Annotated in this window: 17 protein-coding genes; 6 read left to right on the top strand and 11 right to left on the bottom strand. The window is 68.2% G+C overall.

Annotated elements, in window-relative coordinates:
* Nucleotides 1–84: 84 nt before the first annotated feature.
* Nucleotides 85–2,151 carry a carbon starvation CstA family protein gene (locus tag MIC98_RS08195; protein ID WP_239736794.1) on the top strand — a complete coding sequence of 689 codons (2,067 nt, stop codon included), beginning with the start codon at nt 85–87 and terminating at the stop codon, nt 2,149–2,151.
* Nucleotides 2,151–2,375: a CstA-like transporter-associated (seleno)protein gene (locus tag MIC98_RS08190; protein WP_057641517.1), complete on the top strand. Its 225-nt coding sequence runs from the start codon at nt 2,151–2,153 to the stop codon at nt 2,373–2,375. Before MIC98_RS08195 ends, MIC98_RS08190 begins: the two co-directional genes overlap by 1 nt.
* A gap of 182 nt (nt 2,376–2,557) precedes the next feature.
* Here the strand turns inward: MIC98_RS08190 and MIC98_RS08185 are convergent, their stop codons facing one another.
* From MIC98_RS08185 to MIC98_RS08175, 3 genes are all read right to left on the bottom strand, one after another.
* Nucleotides 2,558–3,808 (bottom strand): DUF819 family protein, encoded by a 1,251-nt coding sequence (locus MIC98_RS08185; protein ID WP_239736793.1) that lies wholly within the window; start codon nt 3,806–3,808, stop codon nt 2,558–2,560.
* A gap of 214 nt (nt 3,809–4,022) precedes the next feature.
* Nucleotides 4,023–6,131, bottom strand: a complete 2,109-nt coding sequence (locus MIC98_RS08180; RefSeq protein ID WP_239736792.1) for a S9 family peptidase — start codon at nt 6,129–6,131, stop codon at nt 4,023–4,025.
* Nucleotides 6,132–6,423: 292 nt separating this feature from the next.
* Nucleotides 6,424–8,388, bottom strand: a complete 1,965-nt coding sequence (locus MIC98_RS08175; RefSeq protein WP_239736791.1) for an oligopeptide transporter, OPT family — start codon at nt 8,386–8,388, stop codon at nt 6,424–6,426.
* A 170-nt stretch (nt 8,389–8,558) separates the two neighbouring features.
* On the opposite strand from MIC98_RS08175, the gene MIC98_RS08170 reads away from it, so the two are divergent.
* Nucleotides 8,559–10,337, top strand: a complete 1,779-nt coding sequence (locus MIC98_RS08170) for an oligopeptide:H+ symporter (protein ID WP_239736790.1) — start codon at nt 8,559–8,561, stop codon at nt 10,335–10,337.
* Between the two features lie 44 nt (nt 10,338–10,381).
* On the opposite strand, the gene arsB is transcribed toward MIC98_RS08170, so the two are convergent.
* From arsB to MIC98_RS08155, 3 genes are read right to left on the bottom strand one after another with little or no spacing between them, the layout of a single operon-like run.
* Entirely contained in the window at nt 10,382–11,413 is a 1,032-nt protein-coding gene (gene arsB, locus MIC98_RS08165) for an ACR3 family arsenite efflux transporter (RefSeq protein WP_239738098.1), read from the bottom strand.
* Between the two features lie 13 nt (nt 11,414–11,426).
* The gene (locus tag MIC98_RS08160) at nt 11,427–11,939 is read right to left on the bottom strand and encodes an arsenate reductase ArsC (RefSeq protein ID WP_057641511.1); all 513 of its coding nucleotides are present in this window, start codon (nt 11,937–11,939) and stop codon (nt 11,427–11,429) included.
* A 54-nt stretch (nt 11,940–11,993) separates the two neighbouring features.
* Nucleotides 11,994–12,326, bottom strand: coding sequence for a metalloregulator ArsR/SmtB family transcription factor (locus MIC98_RS08155; protein ID WP_057641510.1), 333 nt, complete (start codon nt 12,324–12,326; stop codon nt 11,994–11,996).
* A 17-nt stretch (nt 12,327–12,343) separates the two neighbouring features.
* Between MIC98_RS08155 and arsH the strand changes: the two genes are divergently transcribed.
* Nucleotides 12,344–13,075 (top strand): arsenical resistance protein ArsH, encoded by a 732-nt coding sequence (gene arsH, locus MIC98_RS08150; RefSeq protein ID WP_275584487.1) that lies wholly within the window; start codon nt 12,344–12,346, stop codon nt 13,073–13,075.
* A gap of 151 nt (nt 13,076–13,226) precedes the next feature.
* On the opposite strand, the gene ssb is transcribed toward arsH, so the two are convergent.
* Complete coding sequence (gene ssb / locus MIC98_RS08145; protein ID WP_239736789.1) at nt 13,227–13,766, bottom strand: single-stranded DNA-binding protein; 540 nt, start codon at nt 13,764–13,766, stop codon at nt 13,227–13,229.
* A 136-nt stretch (nt 13,767–13,902) separates the two neighbouring features.
* Nucleotides 13,903–14,496: a DUF2239 family protein gene (locus MIC98_RS08140; protein ID WP_239736788.1), complete on the bottom strand. Its 594-nt coding sequence runs from the start codon at nt 14,494–14,496 to the stop codon at nt 13,903–13,905.
* 210 nt (nt 14,497–14,706) lie between these two features.
* Here MIC98_RS08140 and MIC98_RS08135 point away from each other — a divergent pair, with 210 nt between their 5' ends.
* Nucleotides 14,707–15,735 carry a LacI family DNA-binding transcriptional regulator gene (locus MIC98_RS08135; protein ID WP_239738093.1) on the top strand — a complete coding sequence of 343 codons (1,029 nt, stop codon included), beginning with the start codon at nt 14,707–14,709 and terminating at the stop codon, nt 15,733–15,735.
* Nucleotides 15,736–15,805: 70 nt separating this feature from the next.
* Here MIC98_RS08135 and MIC98_RS08130 read toward each other — a convergent pair whose 3' ends face one another.
* The 3 genes from MIC98_RS08130 to MIC98_RS08120 form a co-directional block, all read right to left on the bottom strand.
* Nucleotides 15,806–16,186, bottom strand: coding sequence for an SseB family protein (locus tag MIC98_RS08130; protein ID WP_239736787.1), 381 nt, complete (start codon nt 16,184–16,186; stop codon nt 15,806–15,808).
* A gap of 163 nt (nt 16,187–16,349) precedes the next feature.
* A complete protein-coding gene (locus MIC98_RS08125) occupies nt 16,350–18,080 on the bottom strand; it encodes an alpha-amylase family glycosyl hydrolase (protein WP_239736786.1) in 1,731 nt (576 codons plus the stop codon).
* On the bottom strand, nt 18,080–19,561 hold the full coding sequence (locus MIC98_RS08120; protein ID WP_239736785.1) for an MFS transporter: 1,482 nt from the start codon (nt 19,559–19,561) through the stop codon (nt 18,080–18,082). The genes MIC98_RS08125 and MIC98_RS08120 overlap by 1 nt, the downstream gene beginning before the upstream one ends.
* 155 nt (nt 19,562–19,716) lie before the next feature.
* On the opposite strand from MIC98_RS08120, the gene MIC98_RS08115 reads away from it, so the two are divergent.
* Nucleotides 19,717–21,774 carry a glycoside hydrolase family 97 protein gene (locus MIC98_RS08115; protein ID WP_239736784.1) on the top strand — a complete coding sequence of 686 codons (2,058 nt, stop codon included), beginning with the start codon at nt 19,717–19,719 and terminating at the stop codon, nt 21,772–21,774.
* Nucleotides 21,775–22,139: the final 365 nt, after the last annotated feature.

Below are 22,139 nucleotides of genomic sequence, written 5' to 3'. Positions count from 1 at the left end.
TTGCATCCGCGAAGCGGCCGTCGTCGTTGACCCCCGGCCACCGCGGGAGCGACCCTTGCTGCGGTTTCCCCGCGAGGTGACTCGATGAAAGGTTTCTCCAAGGCCGGATGGGCAGTGCTGTCCCTGATCGGCGCATGCTGCCTGGGCGTCGTGGCACTGCGCCGCGGCGAACACATCAACGCACTGTGGATCGTGGCCGCGACGGTGTCGCTGTACCTGGTCGCATTCCGCTACTACGGGTTGTTCATCGCCAACAAGGTGCTGGGGGTGGACCCGACCCGCGCCACCCCGGCGGTGATCAACAACGACGGCCTGGACTACGTGCCGACCAACAAGCACGTATTGTTCGGCCACCACTTCGCCGCGATCGCCGGCGCCGGCCCGCTGGTCGGCCCGGTGCTGGCCGCGCAGATGGGCTACCTGCCCGGCACGCTGTGGCTGATCGCCGGCGTGGTGCTGGCCGGCGCGGTGCAGGACTTCATGATCCTGTTCATCTCCAGCCGCCGCAACGGCCGCTCGCTCGGCGACCTGGTGCGCGAGGAAATGGGCCAGGTGCCCGGCACCATCGCCCTGTTCGGCGTGTTCATGATCATGATCATCATCCTCGCGGTGCTGGCGATGATCGTGGTGAAAGCGCTGGAAGGCAGCCCGTGGGGCATGTTCACCGTCATCGCGACGATGCCCATCGCGATCCTGATGGGCCTGTACATGCGCTACGTACGGCCCGGCAAGATTGGTGAGATATCGGTCGTCGGCCTGGTGCTGCTGCTGGCGGCGATCTGGTACGGCGGCCGGGTCGCGGCCGACCCGGTGCTGGGGCCGATGTTCACCTTCACCGGTACCCAGATCACCTGGATGCTGATCGGCTACGGCTTCGTCGCTGCGGTGCTGCCGGTGTGGCTGCTGCTGGCCCCGCGCGACTACCTGTCCACCTTCCTCAAGATCGGCACCATCGTCGGCCTGGCGATCGGCATCCTGATCGTGATGCCGGAACTGAAGATGCCGGCGCTGACCCAGTTCACCGACGGCACCGGCCCGGTGTGGAAGGGCAGCATGTTCCCGTTCCTGTTCATCACCATCGCCTGCGGCGCGGTGTCCGGCTTCCATGCGCTGATCAGTTCGGGCACCACGCCCAAGCTGCTGGCCAACGAAGGCCACGCCGCCTACATCGGCTACGGCGGCATGCTGATGGAGTCGTTCGTGGCGATCATGGCGATGGTGGCCGCCTCGATCATCGAGCCGGGCATCTACTTCGCGATGAACAGCCCGGCGGCCATCATCGGCACCGACGTGGCCAACGCCGCGCAGGTGGTCAGCAACTGGGGCTTCGCGATCTCGCCCGAGCAGCTCACCGCCACCGCCGCCGAGATCGGCGAGCACAGCATCCTCTCGCGCGCCGGCGGCGCGCCGACGCTGGCGGTGGGCATCGCGCAGATCCTGCACGCGGTGCTGCCGGGCGACGGCATGATGGCGTTCTGGTACCACTTCGCGATCCTGTTCGAGGCGCTGTTCATCCTCACCGCGGTGGATGCCGGCACCCGCTCGGGCCGCTTCATGCTGCAGGACCTGCTGGGCAACTTCGTGCCGGCGCTGCGCCGCACCGACTCGTGGGTGGCCAGCTTCATCGCCACCGGCGGCTGCGTGGCGCTATGGGGCTACTTCCTGTACCAGGGCGTGACCGACCCGTTGGGCGGCATCAACATGCTGTGGCCGCTGTTCGGCATCGCCAACCAGATGCTGGCCGGCGTGGCGCTGCTGCTGTGCACGGTGGTGCTGTTCAAGGCCAAGAAGGAGAAGTACGCGTGGGTACCGGTCATCCCGGCGATCTGGCTGCTGGTGTGCACCACCGCCGCCGGCTTCATCAAGATCTTCTCCGGCGAACCGGCGGTGGGTTTCCTCGCGCAGGCGCACAAGTACCGCGACGCCATCGCCGCCGGCAACCTGCTGCCGCCGTCGAAGGACTTCGACCAGATGCAGCAGGTGATGGTCAACAACTACATCAATGCCGGGCTGACCGCGCTGTTCCTGTTCGTGGTGTTCGCGGTGCTGGTGTATTCGATCAAGACCATTGCTGCCGCGCGTCGCTCGCCGGTGCGCACCGACCATGAAACGCCATATGTGGCGCTGAAGCCGCACGAGGTGGACCTGTAATGGGCACCGCGCTGGTCCCGGCCGGCCAGCACCAGGCGTTCCGCCGCACCTGGCGGCGCCTGGTGCAGACCGCGCGGCTGTGCTGTGGCGTGCCGGACTACGACAACTACGTGCGGCACATGCAGGAGAAGCACCCGGAGCGCGAGGTCATGGACTACAAGACCTTCTTCCGCGAGCGGCAGGAGGCGCGCTTCGGCGGCAGGGGCGGGTTCCGCTGCTGCTGAGCCGGCAATTAAGCAGAAACACGGAAGGCCGCCGAAAGGCGGCCTTCTCGTGTCGGGAGTCTGCCCCGCATGGGGCTTCATCGATAAAGCCCCGCACCTACGCGGGCAGGTAGGTCGGGGTTACACCCCCGACGCTGCTGCCGGAAGCGTCGGGGATGTAACCCCGACCTACGGCAGCGGCCCTACGCGCCGGCCATCCACTTGAGCATCAGCCCGGTCATGTAGGCGATGACGGTGCCGGTGGCGTAACCCACCGTGCCCAGCAGCACGCCCACCGGCGCCAGCGTCGGGTGGAAGGCCGCGGCCACCACCGGCGCCGAGGCGGCCGCACCGATGTTGCCCTGCGAGCCGATGGCGAAGAAGAACAGCGGCGTGCGCAGCAGCTGGCCCACCAGGTACAGCAGGCCGATGTGCACGCCCATCCAGATCACCCCCAGCAGGAACAGCCACGGGCGATCGACCAGCGACAGCAGGTCCATCTGCATGCCGATGCAGGCGATCAGGAAATACAGGAACAGCGTGCCGACCTTCGATGCGCCCGCCGCCTCCAGGTTGCGCACGGGGGTGAAACTCAGCAGCAGCCCGGTGACGGTGGAAAGCATCACCACCCAGACGAAGGCCGTATCCAGCGAGGCGCGACCGGCCCAGCTGACGTTGGCGCCGAACCACGCCGCCAGCGGCACCGCCAGCGCGTGCGCCAGCCCGACCACGCCCAAGCCGACGCCGACGATCACCATCAAGTCGGTCAGGCTCGGATTGCGCGCGCTCTTCGCCTCGTACTCGGCGATGCGGCGCTTCATGTCGTCGATCGCCGAAGTGTCGGCGCCGGTCCGGGCGTCGATGGCCGGCGAGCGCCCGGCCAGCCACAGCAGCACCGCCATCCACAGGCTGGCGCAGGCCACGTCCACCACCGCGAACTGGCCGAAGGTGGTGGCATCGACGTTGAAGGTCTCGCGCATGGCGGCCATGTTGGCGCCGCCGCCGATCCAGCTGCCGGCCAGCGCGGCCATGCCGGCCCAGGTGTCGCCGGCCACGGTCTGCGGATGGATGAACTTCATGATCTGGAACGACACCGCCGCGCCCAGCACGATGCCCGCGGTACCGGTGACGAACATCAGCAGCAGCTTCGGCCCGAGGCGGATGATGCCCTTCAGGTCGATGGACAGGGTCAGCAGCACCAGCGCCGCCGGCAGCAGCACGTCGCGGGCGATGGGGTTGTAGAGCTTGGTGCCGTGGCCGTCGATGATGCCGGCGGTGTTGTAGATGGCCGGCACGAAGTAGCACAGCAGCAATGCCGGCACCCAGGCGAAGAACTTCTTCCAGAACGGGGTCGGCCCGCTGGCCAGCCAGAAGATCAGCGCCAGCGTCGCGGCGATCAGGCCAAGGCCGACGATGTCGTTGCTGATGAGGGCGGTAGTGCTGTCGGTCGGCATCAAGCCTGCTCCTGTCGATCGAATCGGTGGCGCGGTGAGGCTTTCAAGCCCCTCTCCCACCGGGAGAGGGGTTGGGGTGAGGGTAAGGGCGAAGCCTCAATGCACTAATACACTGCGGGGTTTCGCCCCGTACCCTCATCCGCCCTTCGGGCACCTTCTCCCGGAGGGAGAAGGAAAAAAAGACGCGCCGTTGCCGGCGCGTCCCGCGTGCAGCTTACTGGCCGATGTACTGCTTCAGCCAGGCATTGACGGTGTCGTGCCACTGGATGCTGTTGTGCGGCTTGAGCACCCAATGGTTCTCGTCCGGGAAATACAGCAGCTTGGACTCGATGCCCTTGCGCTGCAGCGCCGTGAAGGTAGCCAGGCCCTGCTCCACCGGGATGCGGAAGTCCTGCTGGCCCTGCACCACCAGCATCGGCTTGCTCCAGTTGGCGACGTGGTTGACCGGGTTGAACTTCTCGTAGTTGGCCGGCACGTCATACGGCGTGCCGCCCTGCTCCCACTCGGTGAACCACAGTTCCTCGGTGGCATAGCCCATCGCACGCTGGTCGAACACGCCGTCATGGTTGACCAGGCACTTCCACGGCTCGTTCCAGTTGCCTGCGATCCAGTTGACCATGAAGCCGCCGTAGCTGGCGCCCAGCGCGCAGGCCCTGTCGCCGTCGAGGAAGGCGTACTGCTGCTGCGCCGCGGCCCAGCCCTTCTGCAGGTCTTCCAGTGGGCGGTCGCCCCAGTGCTGGCTGATCGCATCGGTGAAGGCCTGGCCGTAGCCGGTGGAACCGTGGAAATCGATCATCACCACCGCATAGCCCTGCCCCGCGTAGGTCTGCGGGTTCCAGCGGTAGCTCCAACCGTTGCCGAAGCTGCCCTGCGGGCCGCCGTGGATCAGGAACGCGACCGGATACTTCTTGCCTTCCTGATAGTCGTGCGGCTTGACCACGTAGCCATGCACGGTCTCGTCGTTCCAGCCCTTGAAGCTGAACTGCTCGAACCCGCCCATGCGCACGTCCTTGAGCAGGTCGGTGACGGCCGGGGTGATGGCGCGGTACGGGCCGGCCACGGACTGGCCATCGGCACGCTGGCGCTGGAACTCATCGATCTGCGCGAGCGAGGCGACCACCACCTGGTCGTTGCTCTGCAGGGTGTTGCGGGTGAAGGCCAGGGTGTCGCCGGCAACCTCGAACGCGGAGATGCTGCCCTCGCCGGCCACCTTGCTGACCGCACCATCGGCGACCTTCACCGCGAACAACGGGTGCTCGCCCATGTCCTGCGCGGTGGTGTAGATCGTGCCGCCGTCGGCGGACAGGGTGATGCCGTCGGCCGAGCTGTCCCACTGCGGGGCGATCTCGCGCAGCTGGCCGCTGGCCAGGTCCAGCGCCATCAGGCCGAAGCGGTCGGCCTCGAAGCCCGGGCGCTTCATCGCGCGGTAGTACAGGGTCTTGCCGTCGGCGCTGAACACCGGGCCGGCGTCCCACGCCGGGTTGCCGGCGGTCAGGTTGACCGGCGCCTTCTTGCCGGCGGCATCGAGCTGGTACAGGTCGAAGTTGGTCGACCACGGCTCTTCATTGCCGGCCACGCGGATGCTGGCGACCACCGAGGTGCCGTCCGGCGACCAGGTGAAGTCGTCATTGCCGCCGAACGGCTTGGACGGCGCGTCGCCGGCCAGGGTGGCGCTGATCGCCGAAGCGCCCTTCACCGGGCCCGCGCCGGCGGCCGGCAACGGCGCCACGAACAGGGTGTTGCGGCGGCCGTCGGCCCAGGTGTCCCAATGGCGCACGAACATGCTCTCGAACACCACGCCGCTGTTCTTCGCCGCCTCGCGCTCCTTCAGGCGCGCGGCGGTGCAGCCCAGGTCCGAACCGCAGTCCTGGAACGCGGCGGTGCTGAACAGCACGCGGTCGTCCTGCGGCGAGACATGGTAGCCGTCCACGTCCAGCGCGAAATCGGTCAGCTGGCGCGGCGCGCCCCCGGCCACCGGCATCGCGTACAGCTGCTGGCTGCCGTTCTTGCCGCTGAGGAAATACACGGTGCGGCCATCGGCCGACAGCGAGGCCGAATTGACGCTCCAGCCTGCCGGGGTGAGCTGCTTCGGCGGCGCCATGTCGCGGGTGCGCAGGTCGCGGATCCACAGGCTGCTGCTGGCCTTCAGGTCGGCATCGACGACGCGCTTGGCGAAGATCACCTGCGCGCCCTCGGCGGTGAGCAGCGGCGCGGACACGCGGTCCAACTTGACCATGTCGCGGACTTCGAAACCGCGCGCATTGGCCAGCGCGGGCAGCGCGGCGAGCAGGCACAACGGCAGCAGGGCGTGACGGAGCTTCATGGGTTACCTCCCCGGAAAGAGCGAAAAACGGATGGTAGGCGGCGGCCTTGCCGCCATGCAAAGGCATGAAGTCATGCCATGGAGCCCCCTCTCCCACCGGGGCGAGAAGGCACGGCTTGCGCGCCACTGGCGCGCGTGCCTTGGAGCGCCCACGCCGCTGGCGTGAGCCGGGGCGCGGAGCGGGGGTCGGGGTGAGAGTCGGGCGAAGCCCCCGAATGTCCAACTACGCGAAGCTTCGCCCGGACCCTCATCCGCCCTCCGGGCACCTTCTCCCAACGAGAGAAGGGAAAAATCAGGCGCGGGCCTGCTCGCCCTTCTTGCCGATCCGGTACAGCAGCAGGCCGACCAGGAACAGCACGAACAACCCCACCCAGGCCGAGAGCCCGGCCCAGGTACCGGCGAAGCCGCCCAGCGGCACCGCCAGCACGTCGCCGCGGCCGCTGGCCACGATCGGGATCGCGATGGCGATGCCCATCAGCGCCTCGCCGGTGATCAGGCCGGCGGCGAACAGCACGCCCGGGCGGTGCACGCGGTCGCGGCCGTCCTCGTCGTCGGGCTTGAGCTTGTGGAAACGCTCGACCAGGTGCGCCAGCAGGCCGCCGAGGAAGATCGGCACCATCAGTTCCAGCGGCAGGTAGATGCCGATGGCCGCGGCCAGCACCGGCACGCGGAAGCGCTTGCCGGTCTTCTTCAGCCATTCGTCGATGGCGATGATGACCGCGCCGACGCCGGCGCCCAGCGCGATCACGGTCCACGGTAGTTCGCCGCCGAACAGGCCGCGCGCCACCGAGGCCATCAGGTTGGCCTGCGGTGCGGCCAGCGCATTCGGGTGCTCGGCGGTCGGCGCGCCGATGCCGTAGGCGTGGGCCAGCAGGTTCAGCACCGGGGCCATGATCAGCGCGCAGGAGAACGCGCCGATGCCCAGCATCAACTGCTGCTTCCACGGCGTGGCGCCGACCAGGTAGCCGGCCTTGAGGTCCTGCAGGTTGTCGCCGCCGACCGCGGCCGCGCAGCACACCACCGCGCCGATCATGATCGCCGCCACCGGGCCCAGCGCCGAGTCGCGGCCCATCAGCAGCACCAGCACCGCCGAGGCGAACAGGATGGTGGAGATGGTGATGCCCGACACCGGGTTGTTGGACGAGCCGATCAGGCCGGCCAGGTAGGCCGACACCGACACGAACAGGAAGCCGGCCACGATCATGATGATCGTCATCGGGATGCTCACGTGCCATTGCCCGACGATGGCCTGGTACAGGCCCAGCAGCGGCAGGGTGAAGGCCACCAGCGCCACCAGCATCCACTTCATCGGCAGGTCGCGCTCGGTCTCGGCCAGCTGCACCGCGCCGGCGCTCTTGCGCGCGGCGGCGAAGCCGCTCTTGATGCCCTTGAGCAGCGACTTGCGCAGCGAGAACAGCGTCCACACCCCGCCGATCAGCATCGCGCCCACACCGAGGTAGCGGATCTGCGAGCCCCAGATCGCGAACGCCGCGTCGCTGGCGCCGGCATCGGCGATGGCGCCGGCCAGCGCCGGGTTGCCGTCGATGAAGAACGCCTGGTACAGCGGGATGGCGATGTGCCAGGACAGGATCGAGCCGGACACCACCACGATGCCGACGTTCAAGCCGACGATGTAGCCCACGCCCAGCAGCGCCGGCGACAGGTTGGTGCCGATGAAGGCGGTGACCCTGGAGCCGCCGACGTAGGCCGACTGCGTCCACGCATCGGGCAGCAGGCGCAGGCCCGAGGCCGCGGCCAGCTTGACCAGCCCGCCGATGGCGGCCGACAGGCCCAGGATCTTCATGCCCGGGCCGGGGTTCTCGCCGGCCTTGAGCACTTCGGCCGCGGCCTTGCCCTCAGGGAACGGCAGCGGGTCCTCGACGATCATCGAGCGCCGCAGCGGCACCGAGAACAGCACGCCGAGCAGGCCGCCGAGGCCGGCGATGCCCAGCACCCACCAGTACTTGAAGTCCGGCCAGTAGCCCATGATGACCAGCGCCGGGATGGTGAAGATCACGCCGGCGGCGATCGACGAGCCGGCCGAGGCGCCGGTCTGGACGATGTTGTTCTCCAGGATGGTGCCGCCGCCGAGGAGGCGCAGCACGCCCATCGAGACGACGGCGGCCGGGATGGCGGTGGCGATGGTCAGGCCGGCGAACAGGCCGAGGTAGGCATTGGCGGCGGACAGGATCACCGCCAGCACGACGGCGAGCAGCACCGCGCGAAAGGTGAGCTGCCGGGGTGCAGCGTTGTTCATCGGGAAGTTCCCACTGGCAAAAATCGTTGCAACGCTAACCGTTTGTCCGACGGCAAGTCCAGCCGCGATGCGGCAATCGCCGGCGGGGCCGCGCACGGGCATGTCACGGCCCGGTGCCGGCGGCGGGTCCGCGCCTATACTCGCGGACTTTCCGCCGCCAGCGCTCGCCCATGTCCGCCATTCCCCTGCCCGCCCCGCGCACGGACGACTTCCTCGGCCACCCCAAGGGCGTCTACGTCTGCTTCTTCACCGAGATGTGGGAGCGCTTCTCCTTCTACGGGATGAAGGCGCTGCTGCTGTTGTACCTGACCAAGTACCACCTGTTCGGCGACAAGGCCGGGCTGGACCTGCTCGGCGCCTATGGCGGGCTGGTGTACTGCATCCCGGTGTTCGGCGGCCTGCTGGCCGACCGCTGGCTGGGGATGCGCAAGGCGGTGGTGTTCGGCGGCATCCTGCTGGTGCTGGGCCACGTCGGCATGGCATTCGAAGGCCATGAAGCAACCCGCGTCGGCGGCGAGGTGGTGCGCGACGAAGCCGCGTTGACCGTGACCTACCTGTCGCTGGCGCTGATCATCATGGGCGTGGGCTTCCTCAAGCCCAACATCTCCACCATCGTCGGCAAGCTCTACCCGGACCGTGCCGATGGAAGCGGGGACCCGCGCCGCGACTCGGGCTTCTCGCTGTTCTACGCCGGCATCAACCTCGGCGCGCTGTTCGCCTCGCTGGTGTGCGGTTTCATCGGCGAGGCCTATGGCTGGAAGTACGGCTTCGGCGCCGCCGGCATCGGCATGCTGGTGGGTCTGGCGATGTTCCTGTGGGGCCAGAAATACCTGCACGGCCATGCCGAGCCGCCGCAACCGGCGACGCTGCGCGAGCGTGTGGCCGGGTTGCCGCGCGAGTGGCTGATCTATGCCGCCGCCCTCGTCGGCGTGCTGCCGGTGGCGGCGCTGATGTGGGCCGCGGCCAACGGCGCGTTCGCGCTGGGCGGCGAACTCAGCCTGGCGCTGATGCTGATGATCGTGGTGCTGGCCGGCGTGCTGCTGTGGTTCGCCTGGTTCACCGGCACCCAGTGCACGCCGGTGCAGCGCCAGCAGATGATCGCGCTGATGGTGCTGATCTTCATGGCGCTGGTGTTCTTCACCCTGTACGAGCAGACCTACGGTTCGTGGGTCACCTTCACCGACCGGCTGCTGAGCAAGGACCTGGTACCGGCGCTGGTGATACGCGACGGCACCCCGCTGCCGTGGTCGATCGCCTCGCTGCTGCTGGCGCCGCTGGGCTTCGTGGTGGCGGCCAGGCTGTCCGACCGCAACCCGGCCTCGAACGCGCCGCGCCTGCTGTTCGCCATCATCGTCGCGGCGATGCTGGTGATGCTGGTGCGCGACTGCCTGGTGCTGCCGCAGAGCGCCGGCTCGCTGACCTACCTCGGCGCATTGTTCCTGGTGCTGCTGGCACCGCTGTTCGCCGCGCTGTGGGCGTGGCTGGACAAGCGCCGGCTGGACCCGTCCAAGCCGGTGAAGTCCTCGTTCGGGCTGGTGTTCGGCGCGCTGTCGTTCGTGCCGCTGGCGCTGGCCGCGCAGCACGTCGGCGCCACCGGGCAGATGGCCAGCGTGTGGTGGCTGGTGCTGGCCTACCTGATCCTGGAGATCGGCGAGATGTGCCTGTCGCCGGTGGGCCTGTCGGCGGTCACCCAACTGGCCGCGCCGCGCGTGGTCAGCCTGATGATGGGCACCTGGTTCCTCGCCACCGCCTTCTCCGAGACGCTGGCCGCGCTGTTCGGCAAGCTCGCCGCCATCGACGTGCCCGAAGGCGAGGCGATGAACCTCGCCGAGGCCGCCGCCCGCTACGAACACCTGTTCTGGCTGCTGATGTGGATCGGCCTGGGCTGCGCCCTGCTCGCCCTGCTGGCCTCGCCGCTGCTCAAGCGGATGATGCACGGGGTGCGCTGAGCCGCCCCCGCCGCACGCGGACACGGGCCCCGGCAGGCCGCCCTTCAGCCCAAGCTGCGCCGGTCATACCAACCCCGTGACCGGTTGACCATGTGGACCACGGACAACATCACCGGCACCTCGACCAGCACGCCGACGACCGTTGCCAGCGCAGCCCCCGAGTGGACACCGAAAACGCTTACCGCCGTCGCCACCGCCAGCTCGAAGAAATTGCTCGCGCCAATCAGGGCCGATGGACCCGCCACGCAATGGGCCACGCCCAGCCTGCGGTTCAGCAGGTAGGCCAGCCCGGAATTGAAATAGACCTGGATGAGGATGGGTACGGCCAGCATGGCGATGACCAGCGGCTGCGCCATGATCTGCCGGCCCTGGAAGCCGAACAGCAATACCAGCATCAGCAACAGGGCCGTCAGCGAAAGCGGGCCGAGCCTGGCCAGCCAGCGGTCGAGCCGCGCTTGTCCACCATTGCGCATCACCCAGGCGCGCAGGCACGTGGCGATGATCACCGGCACCACGATGTACAGCCCTACCGAGATGGCCAGCGTGGCCCACGGCACGATGATCGAGGAAATGCCGAGCAGCAACGCGACCAGCGGAGCGAACGCCACCACCATGATGGCGTCGTTCAAGGCCACCTGGCTGAGGGTGAAGGCCGCATCCCCGCGGCACAGGTTGCTCCACACGAACACCATCGCGGTGCACGGTGCGGCCGCCAGCAGGATGAGGCCGGCGACGTAGGAATCCACCTGCTCGGCCGGCAGCCACGGCGCGAAGACATGGCGCAGGAAGAACCACCCCAGCAGGGCCATCGAGAACGGCTTCACCGCCCAGTTGATGAACAAGGTGACGCCGATGCCGCGCCAGTGCTGGCCGATCTGGCGCAACGCGCCGAAATCGACCTTCATCAACATGGGCACGATCATCACCCAGATGAGCACGGCCACGGGCAGGTTCACCTGCGCCCACTCGATGCTTCCCAGGCGTATGAAAACGGAAGGCCACTGGTGGCCCAGCAACGTGCCCACCACGATGCAGAGCGCCACCCACAGGGTCAGGTAGCGCTCGAAGAACCCCATGCGGGGCGCAGCGTCACTCACCGGCTTCGTCCCCGGCTTCGACAAAACCGATCCTGTCCAGGGCGACCTTGAGTCGTGCGCGGTCCTCCCAGACCGATGAAGGAAGCGCCAAGAAGGCCATCAGTCGGGCCTGGATGACACGATGGGCCTGCTTGAACGCCGCACGCTTGTCGTCATCGCTGCCACCGGTCGCCGCCGGGTCAGGCAACCCCCAATGGGTCCGCAGGAAATCCCCAAACACCACCGGGCAGGTTTCTGCTGCTGCCGAATCGCACACCGTCACCACCAAGTCCATGCGCGGCGCCCCCGGCGTGGTGAACTCGTCCCAGGACTTGCTGCGCAGCCCGGCGGTGGAGATCCCCTCCGCCTGCAGTTGGGCCAGCGCGAACGGGTTTACGGTGCCGGTGGGCTGGCTGCCGGCGCTGAACACCTTGAAACGGTTACCGGCCCACGCGCGCAGCGTGGCCTCGGCCAGGACGCTGCGGGCGCTGTTGCCGGTGCAGAGGAAGAGGACGTTGTGGGTCATGGCGAGGGTGTCGTGTGGAGGAAGGCGGGACGCCGCAGGAGAACGGTCGCTTGGTCAGCAGCCGCAGGTGGAATCGGTCACCTGCGCGCATTCGGCATCGCCCGAACCGGCGCAGCAGTTGTGGGTGAGGTACTCGATCAAGCCGTTCATTGCCTGGAAGTTGGCGCGATAACAGACATAGCGGCCCTGGCTCTCGCCCTCCACCAGGCCGGCATGTACCAGCTCCTTCAGATGGAAGGACAGCGTTGCGCCGGGAACGCCCAGTGCCTCGCCGATGTCACCGGCCATGCGGCCTGCGGGGCCGGCTTCGACCAGCAGACGGAAGGCAGCTAGGCGGGTCGCATGGCCCAGGGCAGTCAGGGAGGCGATTGCATCTTTCATTTCCATTTTTCTAGAATAATAGAATGAACAAGTCCGAACAATCCCCCTTAGACCTTCCCACCTACCTGGACGCCGGCCTGCTCCCCACGCCTGTGCACGAGGTACTGGGCACCAGCGACATGCACCCGCCCCGTATCCTGCTGTTGTACGGCTCGCTGCGTCCGCAGTCCTTCAGCCGAAAGCTGGCGCTGGAAGCCGAGCGCATCCTGCAGCACCTCGGCGCCGAGACCCGAGTGTTCGATCCGCACGACCTGCCGATGCTGGACAGCGTCGACAAGACCCACCCGAAGGTGGGGCAGCTACGCGAGTGGTCGCAGTGGTCGGAGGGCCAGGTCTGGGTGTCGCCGGAGCGCCACGGCACGATCACCGGCGTGTTCAAGAACCAGATCGACTGGCTGCCGCTGGAAGACGGCAGCGTGCGGCCGACGCAGGGCAAGACCCTGGCGGTGATGCAGGTCAACGGCGGCTCGCAGTCCTTCAACGTGGTCAACTCCCTGCGGGTCCTCGGCCGCTGGATGCGCATGGTCACCATCCCCAACCAGTCCTCCGTCGCCAAGGCCTGGCAGGAGTTCGGCGACGACGGCCGCATGAAGCCATCGGCCTATTACGACCGCATGGTGGACGTCATGGAAGAACTGATGAAGTTCACGCTGCTGGTGCGTGGCCGCAGTGACTACCTCGTCGATCGCTACAGCGAACGCAAGGGAGCGGAGGAAGCGCGGCACATATCGAGGGCCGCGGCAGTCGCAGAGTAACGCCCTGCCGCGGTACCGGACACCCGGCATGCAGGGCACCCCCGGCTTTTGGAGGTGGAGGGCAAGGCAACCTCCAAAAGCCGGACGAAGAAAAAGCCCTCGAAACCGAGGGCTTTCCGGGAAAAACCAGACAACTTCAGGAAGATGTCATTCAGAACGGGATGTCGTCGTCGGCGAAGTCGTCCATCGGCGGTGCGGCCGGCTGCTGGGCCGGGGCCTGGCGCTGCGGGCGCTGGCCGTAGCCGCCGCCCTGATCCTGATTGCCGTAGCCGCCACCGCCGCCCTGCTGGCGCGGGGCCTGCTGGCGCTGCGGGCGGTCGCCGCCGTAGCCACCACCGCCGCCACCGCCACCTTCACCGCGGCCGCCGAGCATCTGCATCTCGTTGGCGACGATGTCGGTGCTGTACTTCTCCACGCCGTCCTGGCCGGTGTACTTGTCGTAGCGCAGCTCGCCCTCGACGTAGACCTGCGAGCCCTTGCGCAGGTACTCGCCGGCGATTTCGCCGAGCTTGCCGAAGAACACCACGCGGTGCCATTCGGTGCGCTCCTGCTTGTTGCCGTCGCGGTCGTTGCGCACGCTGGTGGTGGCCAGGCTGATGCGGGTCACGGCCATGCCGCTCTGGGTGTATTTCACGTCCGGGTCGTTGCCGAGGTTGCCGACCAGGATGACTTTGTTGATGCCGCGGGCCATGTGATTCGCTCTTTGCGTTGTGTGCCGGGGTTTATGCCGGCTGCGGCCGGCATCCGTGGTTCCCGGTGCAGGCGCCGGGAGGGAACGGGACATGGGATGGTAGCAACCCCGCCATCCCGCGCCCACCCTGCTTCCTTCATCCGGCGCCCTGCGCCGACAGGCTGGCGAGGTAATCGCCTACGTCGGCGGGCCATTGCCGGAGGAATCCGGCGAAAGCGGCCTCGTCGCCGGCGAACAAGGCGCGGCTGGCTTCCTCGAAGCCCGGCAGGTCGCCCGCCAGGGCGAGCATCGCCCGGTACTGCGCCTCGCGGCGCTGGCGCAACTCGCCGGCCCCGCCCTCGCGCCGCCGCGCTTCTTCCACCAGCCTGCGCAACGCCTGCGAGGCGCCCCCGGGCTGCGCCGCCAGCCATTCCCAGTGCCGCGGCAGCAGGGTGACCTCGCGGGCCACCACGCCCAGCCGGGGCCGGCCGCGCTCCCTCGGCGCGGGCGTGGCCTTGTCGTCGGCGGCCGGGAACCGCGCCCGCAGGCGCTCCAGCACCGTCCCGGCATCGCCCCGCAAGTCGACATCCAGCGTCTGGCCGCTGCGGTCGTCCAGCAGCAGCAAGGGACGTCCGTCCGCGCCGACGCCCTCGCGTGCGGCGGCTTCCTGCACCACGTCCTGCAAGCTGCCCCGGGCCAGCAGGCGGTTGCCCGCGAACAGCGCGTGGGGGGCTTCCAATGTGTCGTTCATGGCTTCCTCCTAATTTGACCCGGATGATATTAACGCCATGTTTTTACCCGGGCAATATTTTTGATGCGACGACGCCAGCAACGCAGGTTGTCGCAGGCATCGCGCGACCCGGCCCGTCCATCGAGGGCGGGAGGGAGCGCCACGCCACCACCGGCCGCGGAAGCAATCGCGCATGGCATGATGGCCGGCGTCTTCACGCTGCCGGCAAAGATGGTCATCAAGGGCAAAGCCACGTCACTGGACATCGCGCACATGGCGGGCGTCTCCCAGCCCACGGTGTCGCGCGCGCTGCGTGGCAGCCCGATGGTCAACGCTGAGACCCGCAAGCGCATCCTCGAGATCGCCCGGCAGCTGAACTACAAGGTGGACAAGAACGCCTCCAGCCTGCGCTGCCAGCAATCGGGCACGCTGGCGCTGCTGTTCTTCGAGGACCCGACCCCGGACGACTCGCTGATCAACCCGTTCTTCCACTCGATGCTGGGCTCGATCACCCGCGCCTGCGCGCTGAAGGGCTACGACCTGCTGGTGTCGTTCCAGCAGCTATCCAGCGACTGGCATGCCGACTTCGAGGACAGCAACAAGGCCGACGGCATCATCCTGCTCGGCTATGGCGACTACCACGAGTCGGTCGAGCGCCTGCAACGGCTGGTCGAGCAGGGCACGCACTTCGTGCGCTGGGGCGCGGCGCTGCCCGGCCAGCCCGGGGTGTCGATAGGCAGCGACAACTTCCAGGGCGGGTTCGACATCACCACCCACCTGCTCGACCGGGGCCGCCGCCGCATCGCCTTCCTCGGCCATGCCTCCAGCCACTACCCCGAGTTCGAGGAGCGCTACCGCGGCCATGCGCAGGCGTTGCGCGCGCGCGGGCTGGCCGTCGAGCCGGCGTTGCAGCACGACGCCATCACCACCGAGGAATCCGGCCATGCCGCCTGCCACGCCCTGCTGGCCGGTGGCGAGCGTTTCGATGCGGTGTGCGCGGCCAGCGACCTGATCGCCATCGGCGCGATGCGCGCCCTGCGCGAGCATGGCCTGAACGTGCCGCAGGACGTGGCGGTCACCGGTTTCGACGACATCCCGCTGGCAGCCTCGGTATCACCGCCGCTGACCACGGTGCAGCAGGACACCCGCCAGGCCGGCCAGTTGCTGGTCGACAGGCTGCTGGCGCTGATCGCGGGCGAGACGGTGGACGGGATCAGCATCCCGGTGAAGCTGGTGGTGCGGGAATCGTCCTGGCCGTAGGTGCGGGGCTTGCCCCGCACGGCGCTTTCCCGGTAATGCCTCATGCGGGGCAGGCCCCGCATCCATGGAATCAGCCGAAATCCCTGAGCAGCTCGCCCACGCCCGAAGGCGCGATTTCAAAGCCCAGCTGCGTGCCCGGGTTGACCACCACGCCATAGCCGCCCGGCACGCGGCGCAGCACCTCCAGCATCGGCCAGCGGATCGTGTGCGGCGCCTGCTGCGAATGGATGCCGACCCGCGCCACGTCGGTGAACACCGCCACGTGCAGCACGCCCTGCTTGTCGAACAGCAGCGGATCGAAGCCGCTGCCGTCGGGCGTGACCAGGCTGCCGGTGAGCAGGACGACCTCGGCGGCGACGAAGGCCTGCATGAAGGTACGGATCGGCAGCTTGCCGTCCATCGCCGACTGCAACAGCGTCTCGACGGGTGTCTGCGGGGGAAGCGTGTTCATGGTGTCGGTGAATCAATGGGGCAGCGATTGTAGCTTCCAGACACCGCCGACATGCCCGCCGCCTGCGCAACGTCTTGTAGATGCGGGGCTTGCCCCGCATGGGGCTTTGCCGGAATGGCCACTCATCGGGAAGGCTTCATGCGGGGCAAGCCCCGCATCTACGTTAGTGCGCCAAGCGTGCGGTGCGGGCCGCCTGATCGGCCATTGCCGCGTCCAATCGCGCCTGCAATTGCGGCTGCTTCACCGGTGCATCGAGCACGAACACCTTGACCCCGTGCGCCGGCACTTCGGCATGCAGCACGTCCTCCACCGCCACGCTGCCGCCATCGAGCGCATCGCGCCACTGCCCCTGCTGCAGGTAATCGCGCACTTCAAAATCCTGCGCGGCGTCGCCCTTGTTGAGCAGCACCAGCGCGGTCTGGGCGACGTCACCTTGCTGCAACACGCGGTAGAACACGGCCTGGTCACCCTGCAAACGCTCGTTGACCTGCAGGCCGCGCTGCAGCGCCGGGGTGGCTTCGCGCAGTTTGGCGATGCGTTGCAGCGGGCCGAAGATCGGGCTGGCAGGCGCGGCATCCACGCGCTGCTGGCCGAAGTAGGCACGGTTGCCGGCGTGCTCGGCACGGCCGCGCATGAAGCCGGTTTCCGAGCCGTAGTAGAGCACCGGGATGCCGCGCGCGGTGAACAGCCAGTTGTGCGCGTCGATGAAGCCTGCGTCGCTGGCGTCGATGCGCGGCATGTCGTGGTTGTCGTAGAACGTCATCAGCTCGTAGGGGTTGGCATATGGGCCGCCGCTCAGGTGCAGCGGCTCGGCCAGCGCCTCGAAGCCCTTGCCTTCGCGCCCGAACACCGCCTCCAGCGCGCCGCGCAGCGGGAAATCCAGCACGCTGACGTTGGCGTTGGCCGGCCAGGTGTGCTCGGCGATGCGCGCGGCGTCGTAGTCGAACGCCTCGCCGAACATGAACATGCCCGGGTGCTCGGCGCGGATGCGGCCGACGAACGCGTGCCACCACGGGTGCGGCAGCCAGCCGATGGTGTCGATGCGCAGCGCGTCCACGCCCTGCCCCGCCCATTGCAGGTAGGCGCCGGCAAGGTAGTCCATCACCGCCGGGTTGTGCTGGTTGAAGTCGGACAGCTCGGCGAGGTTGCCGTCGAAGATGGAACCCTTGTCCGCATCGACCAGGCCGATGTTGTTGTAGAAGGCATGCAGCGGGTTGTGCTGCGGATCGAGTTGCTGCGGCGGCAGGTTCTGGTGGTCGGCGACCAGCGTGCCGTCCTTGTCGAACAACTGGCCGAACTGCGGCTGGCGCTCGGGCATGGTCCACGCCGGCGAGCCGTGGTTGCCGACGATGTCCAGCACCACCTTCAGCCCGGCGGCGTGCAGGCCGCGGGTGAACCCGGCGAAGTCGAGACCGGCGCTGGGCAGGTGCTCGTCGAGCTTGTAGAAATTGATGCCCCAGTAGCCGTGGTAGCCGGTCTTGCCGCGGTCGGTCAGGCTGCTGGTGCAGCTGATTTCCCGGCTGCCGGTGAAGGCTTCGTCCGGGTTGTCGACGATCGGCGTGATCCACACCGCGCCGAAGCCGAGGCCGCGGATGTAGCCGGCATTGTCGAGCACGCCACGGAAATCGCCGCCGAGGTAGCCGATGTTGCCGTCGATGCCGTCCGCGCAATGCACCGGGATGTCGAAGGTGCGGTGCGCACCGCCCTGCTCGCGGTGGTCGTTGGCGGTGTCGCCGTTGACGAAGCGGTCGGTGACGACGAAATACACCGCGTCGCTGGCGAACGGCTCGGTGGTGCCGACGTAATCAGGACGCGTGCCGGCCACGGCGCAACCGGCCAGCAACGCAAGGGAAAGTGCCGAGGCAAGGCCGGCAACCGACAAACGCACACGCATCACACCACCTCCGGACGGGAAGGAACCCGCAGCACGCACAGGCCGGCGACGAACAGGCTGCAGCCGCCCAGCACCAGCACGTGCATCGGCACGCCGCCCAGCCACGCGCGCAGGGCGAAGCCGAGCGCGCTGGCGGCCACCAGCTGCGGGATCACGATGAAGAAATTGAAGATGCCCATGTACACGCCCATCTTGGTGGACGGCACGCTGTCGGACAGCAGCGCGTACGGCAACGACAGGATCGAGGCCCAGGCAAAGCCGACGCCGACCATCGACAGCAGCAGCCACTTCGGGTCGCCGATGAACATCAGCGACACCAGCCCCAGCCCGCCCAGCCACAGGTTGAGCAGGTGGCTCCAGCGCAGGCCCAACGCCCGCACCATCCGCGGGATCACCAGCGCCGCCAGCGCGGCGAAGCCGTTGTAGGCGCCGAACAGCACACCCACCCAGTTGGCGCCTTCGTTGTAGGCCGCCGACTGCGGGTCGGTGGAGCCGAAGTGGGTGCCGGCCACCGCGGCGGTGGTGTAGATCCACATCGCGAACAACGCGAACCACGAGAAGAACTGCACCCACGCCAGCCGCCGCATGGTGGTGGGCATGCCGCGCAGGTCACCGACGATGGTCGCCAGCATGTGCGTGCCGGGCAGCACCCGCGCCAGCGCCAGCAACACGCCGTAAGCGGCGCACAGGCCGGCCAGCACGTAGAGCATGCGGTCGCCATCGCGCCATGCGATCAACGCGGCCAGCGCCACGCCCAGCAGCAGCCATGCGCTGGCCTGCATCCACGAAGGCGCGCCGCCGGCCGCGGCCGCGCGGTGGCCGGTGGCGGGTTCGGCATCGTCGAACGCGGCCAGCTCCGCGGGCGAATACTCGCGGGTGCTGAACACCGTCCATGCAATCGCCGCCAGCAGCACCGCCGCGCCGAAATAGAACGCATAGCGCACCGTGTCCGGCACCTCGCCCGGCGCGGCGGTGTTGGCCACGCCCCAGTGCGCCAGCAGGAACGGCAGCAGGCTGGCGACGATGGCGCCCACGCCGATGAAGAAACTCTGCATCGCATAGCCGGTGGGGCGCTGGCGCGGCGCGAGCTGGTCGCCGACGAAGGCGCGGAACGGCTCCATCGACACGTTGATCGAGGCATCCAGCACCCACAGCGTGCCGGCGGCGATCCACAGCGTCGGCGAATTGGGCATCACCAGCAGCGCCAGCGTGGTCAGCACCGCGCCGATCATGAAGAACGGCCGGCGCCGGCCCCAACGGGTCCAGGTGCGGTCGGACAGGTAGCCGATCACCGGCTGCACCAGCAGCCCGGTCAATGGCGCGGCGATCCACAGCCCCGGCACCGCCTCCATCGACGCCCCCAGCGTCTCGAAGATGCGGCTGGCGTTGGCGTTCTGCAGCGCGAAGCCGAACTGGATGCCGAGGAACCCGAAACACATGTTCCATATCTGCCAGAACGACAGCTGCGGTTTGCTGTTCATCAAACGTTCCCCTCCAAGGAATCCCGATGGTAGATGCGGCCCGGCGAATGCGCACCGCCGGTGCATACGTATTCAGTGCCGCCGGCACGGCCAATGCACGGGCGCGTCGTGGAATAGTGCACGTCACCCGTTCCACCGTTACGGAGCACACCGACATGCCCGCACGACGCCCCATCCTTCCCTTCCTGCCCGCGCTGGCACTGCTGCTGGCCGCCGCGCTGCCGGCCCGTGCCGACACCCTGGCGCGCATCGCCTCGCCCGGCGACGTGCTGGCGGTGACGCTGGAATCGCAGCACGAAGGGCGCATCGCCTACCGCGTCGAACGCAAGGGACAGGCGGTGATCGCGCCGTCGCGGCTGGGTTTCCTGCTCGGCGACGGGCGGCTGGAACGCAACGTCGAGCTGGTCGGCCAGTCCAGCAGCAGCTTCGATGAAACCTGGGAACAGCCGTGGGGCGAACGCCGCCTGACCCGCAACCACTACAACGAACTGCGTGCCAGCTTCGAAGAGAAAGCGGGCGCCGGCCGCGACTACCCGCGCCGCTTCGACGTGGTATTCCGCGTCTATGACGACGGCATCGGCTTCCGCTACGAATTCCCGCGGCAGGCGGCGATGCCGCAGGCGCGCATCCGCGCCGAGCTGACCGAATTCACCCTCGCCCGCCCGGCCACCGCCTGGTGGATCCCGGCCTTCGAGTGGAACCGCGAGGAATACCTGTACCAGCGCACGCCATTGAAGGAGATCGGCACCGCGCAGACGCCGCTCACCCTGCGCGACGACAGCGGCCTGCACATCTCCATCCACGAGGCCGCGCTGGTGGACTACGCCGGCATGAACCTGGCCCGTGGCGATGGCGACGTGCTGCGCGCCGCCCTCACCCCCGGCGGCGACGGCGTCGCGGTGGTGCGCACGCTGCCGTTCAACACGCCGTGGCGCACGATCCAGATCGGCGAGCATGCCGCCGACCTGGCCGAATCCAGCCTGATCCTCAACCTCAACGAGCCCAATGCCATCGGCGACGTGAGCTGGTTCACCCCGGCCAAGTACGTCGGCGTGTGGTGGTCGCTGCACCTTGAAACCGAGACCTGGGCCACCGGCCCGAAGCACGGTGCGACCACCGAAAACACCAAACGCTACATCGACTTCGCCGCCGCCAACGGCTTCCGCGGCGTGCTGGTGGAGGGCTGGAACCCCGGTTGGGACGGCAACTGGTTCGCCGACGGCGGGGGCTTCGACTTCACCCGCCCGACCGCCGATTTCGACCTGCCCGCACTGGCCCGCTACGGCGCCGGCAAGGGCGTGCACCTGATCGGCCACCACGAAACCGCCTGCGCGGTCAGCCACTACGAGCGCCAGCTGCCGGCCGCGCTGGCGCTGTATGCGCGCAACGGCGTGGACGTGGTCAAGACCGGCTACGTCTGCGACGCCGGCGACATCCAGCGCCAGGACGAGGCCGGTGGCCCGGTCCGGCGCGAATGGCACGAAGGCCAATGGATGAGCAACCACCACCTGCGCGTGCTGCGGCAGGCGGCGGCCCGGCACATCGCCATCAACTCGCACGAACCGATCAAGGACACCGGCCTGCGCCGCACCTACCCCAACTGGGTGTCGCGCGAAGGCGCGCGCGGCATGGAGTTCGCCGCCTGGGGCAACCCGCCCAACCCGCCGGAGCATGAAGCCACCCTCGCCTTCACCCGCATGCTGGCCGGGCCGATGGACTTCACCCCCGGCATCGTCAGCCTGAAGGGCCGCAATGGCCAGCCGCTGCGCAGCACCCTGGCCAAGCAGCTGGCGCTGTACGTGGTGCTGTACAGCCCGATCCAGATGGTGGCCGACCTGCCCGAGCACTACGCGCAGCATCCCGACGCCTTCCAGTTCATCAAGGACGTGGCGGTGGACTGGGAGGAAAGCCACGTGCTGGATGGCGAGGTCGGCGAATACGTGACCTTCGCACGCAAGGCGCGCGGCAGCGGCGAATGGTTCCTCGGCAGCGTCGGCGACGACCAGCCGCACGCCCTGGACACGCCGCTGTCCTTCCTCGACCCCGGCCGCCGCTACCGCGCCGAGATCTACCGCGATGGCGATGGCGCCAACTGGCGGGACAACCCGTTCGCCTTCGCCCGCGAAACCCGCGAAGTCGGCAACGGCGACCGCATCACCCTGAAGCTGGCGCCGGGCGGCGGCGCGGCGATCCGCTTCGTGCCGCTGGATTGACACCACGGCACAGATACAAAGCCCCTCTCCCATCGGGAGAGGGGTTGGGGTGAGGGGCAACGGAGTCATGAGGGTTCAACCATCTGGACTGCGTTCGCCCCTCATCCGCCCTTCGGGCACCTTCTCCCGAAGGGAGAAGGGATAAAAGCAGCGCACCGCGCTACCAAGCCTTATCGCAAGCGGACAGATTGTGCCGACCAACCGTCGGCACCCACTGGGTTCACCCCACTCGTAGATGCGGGGCTTGCCCCGCATTGAAGCCTTCCCGGCCAAGCCCCGTGCCGGGCAAGCCCGGCACCTGCGCGGGGGATTGATCTTCCCCGCCACCAAGCGCAGAAGTTTTTCATCGCCTTTCCATCACCGTG

Origin of the sequence: Stenotrophomonas sp. NLF4-10 (assembly GCF_022359915.1) — a bacterium.
Lineage (GTDB): Bacteria > Pseudomonadota > Gammaproteobacteria > Xanthomonadales > Xanthomonadaceae > Stenotrophomonas > Stenotrophomonas daejeonensis.
The sequence above is the reverse complement of the archived record's forward strand: the minus strand, read 5'-3'. Positions and strand labels throughout refer to the sequence as shown.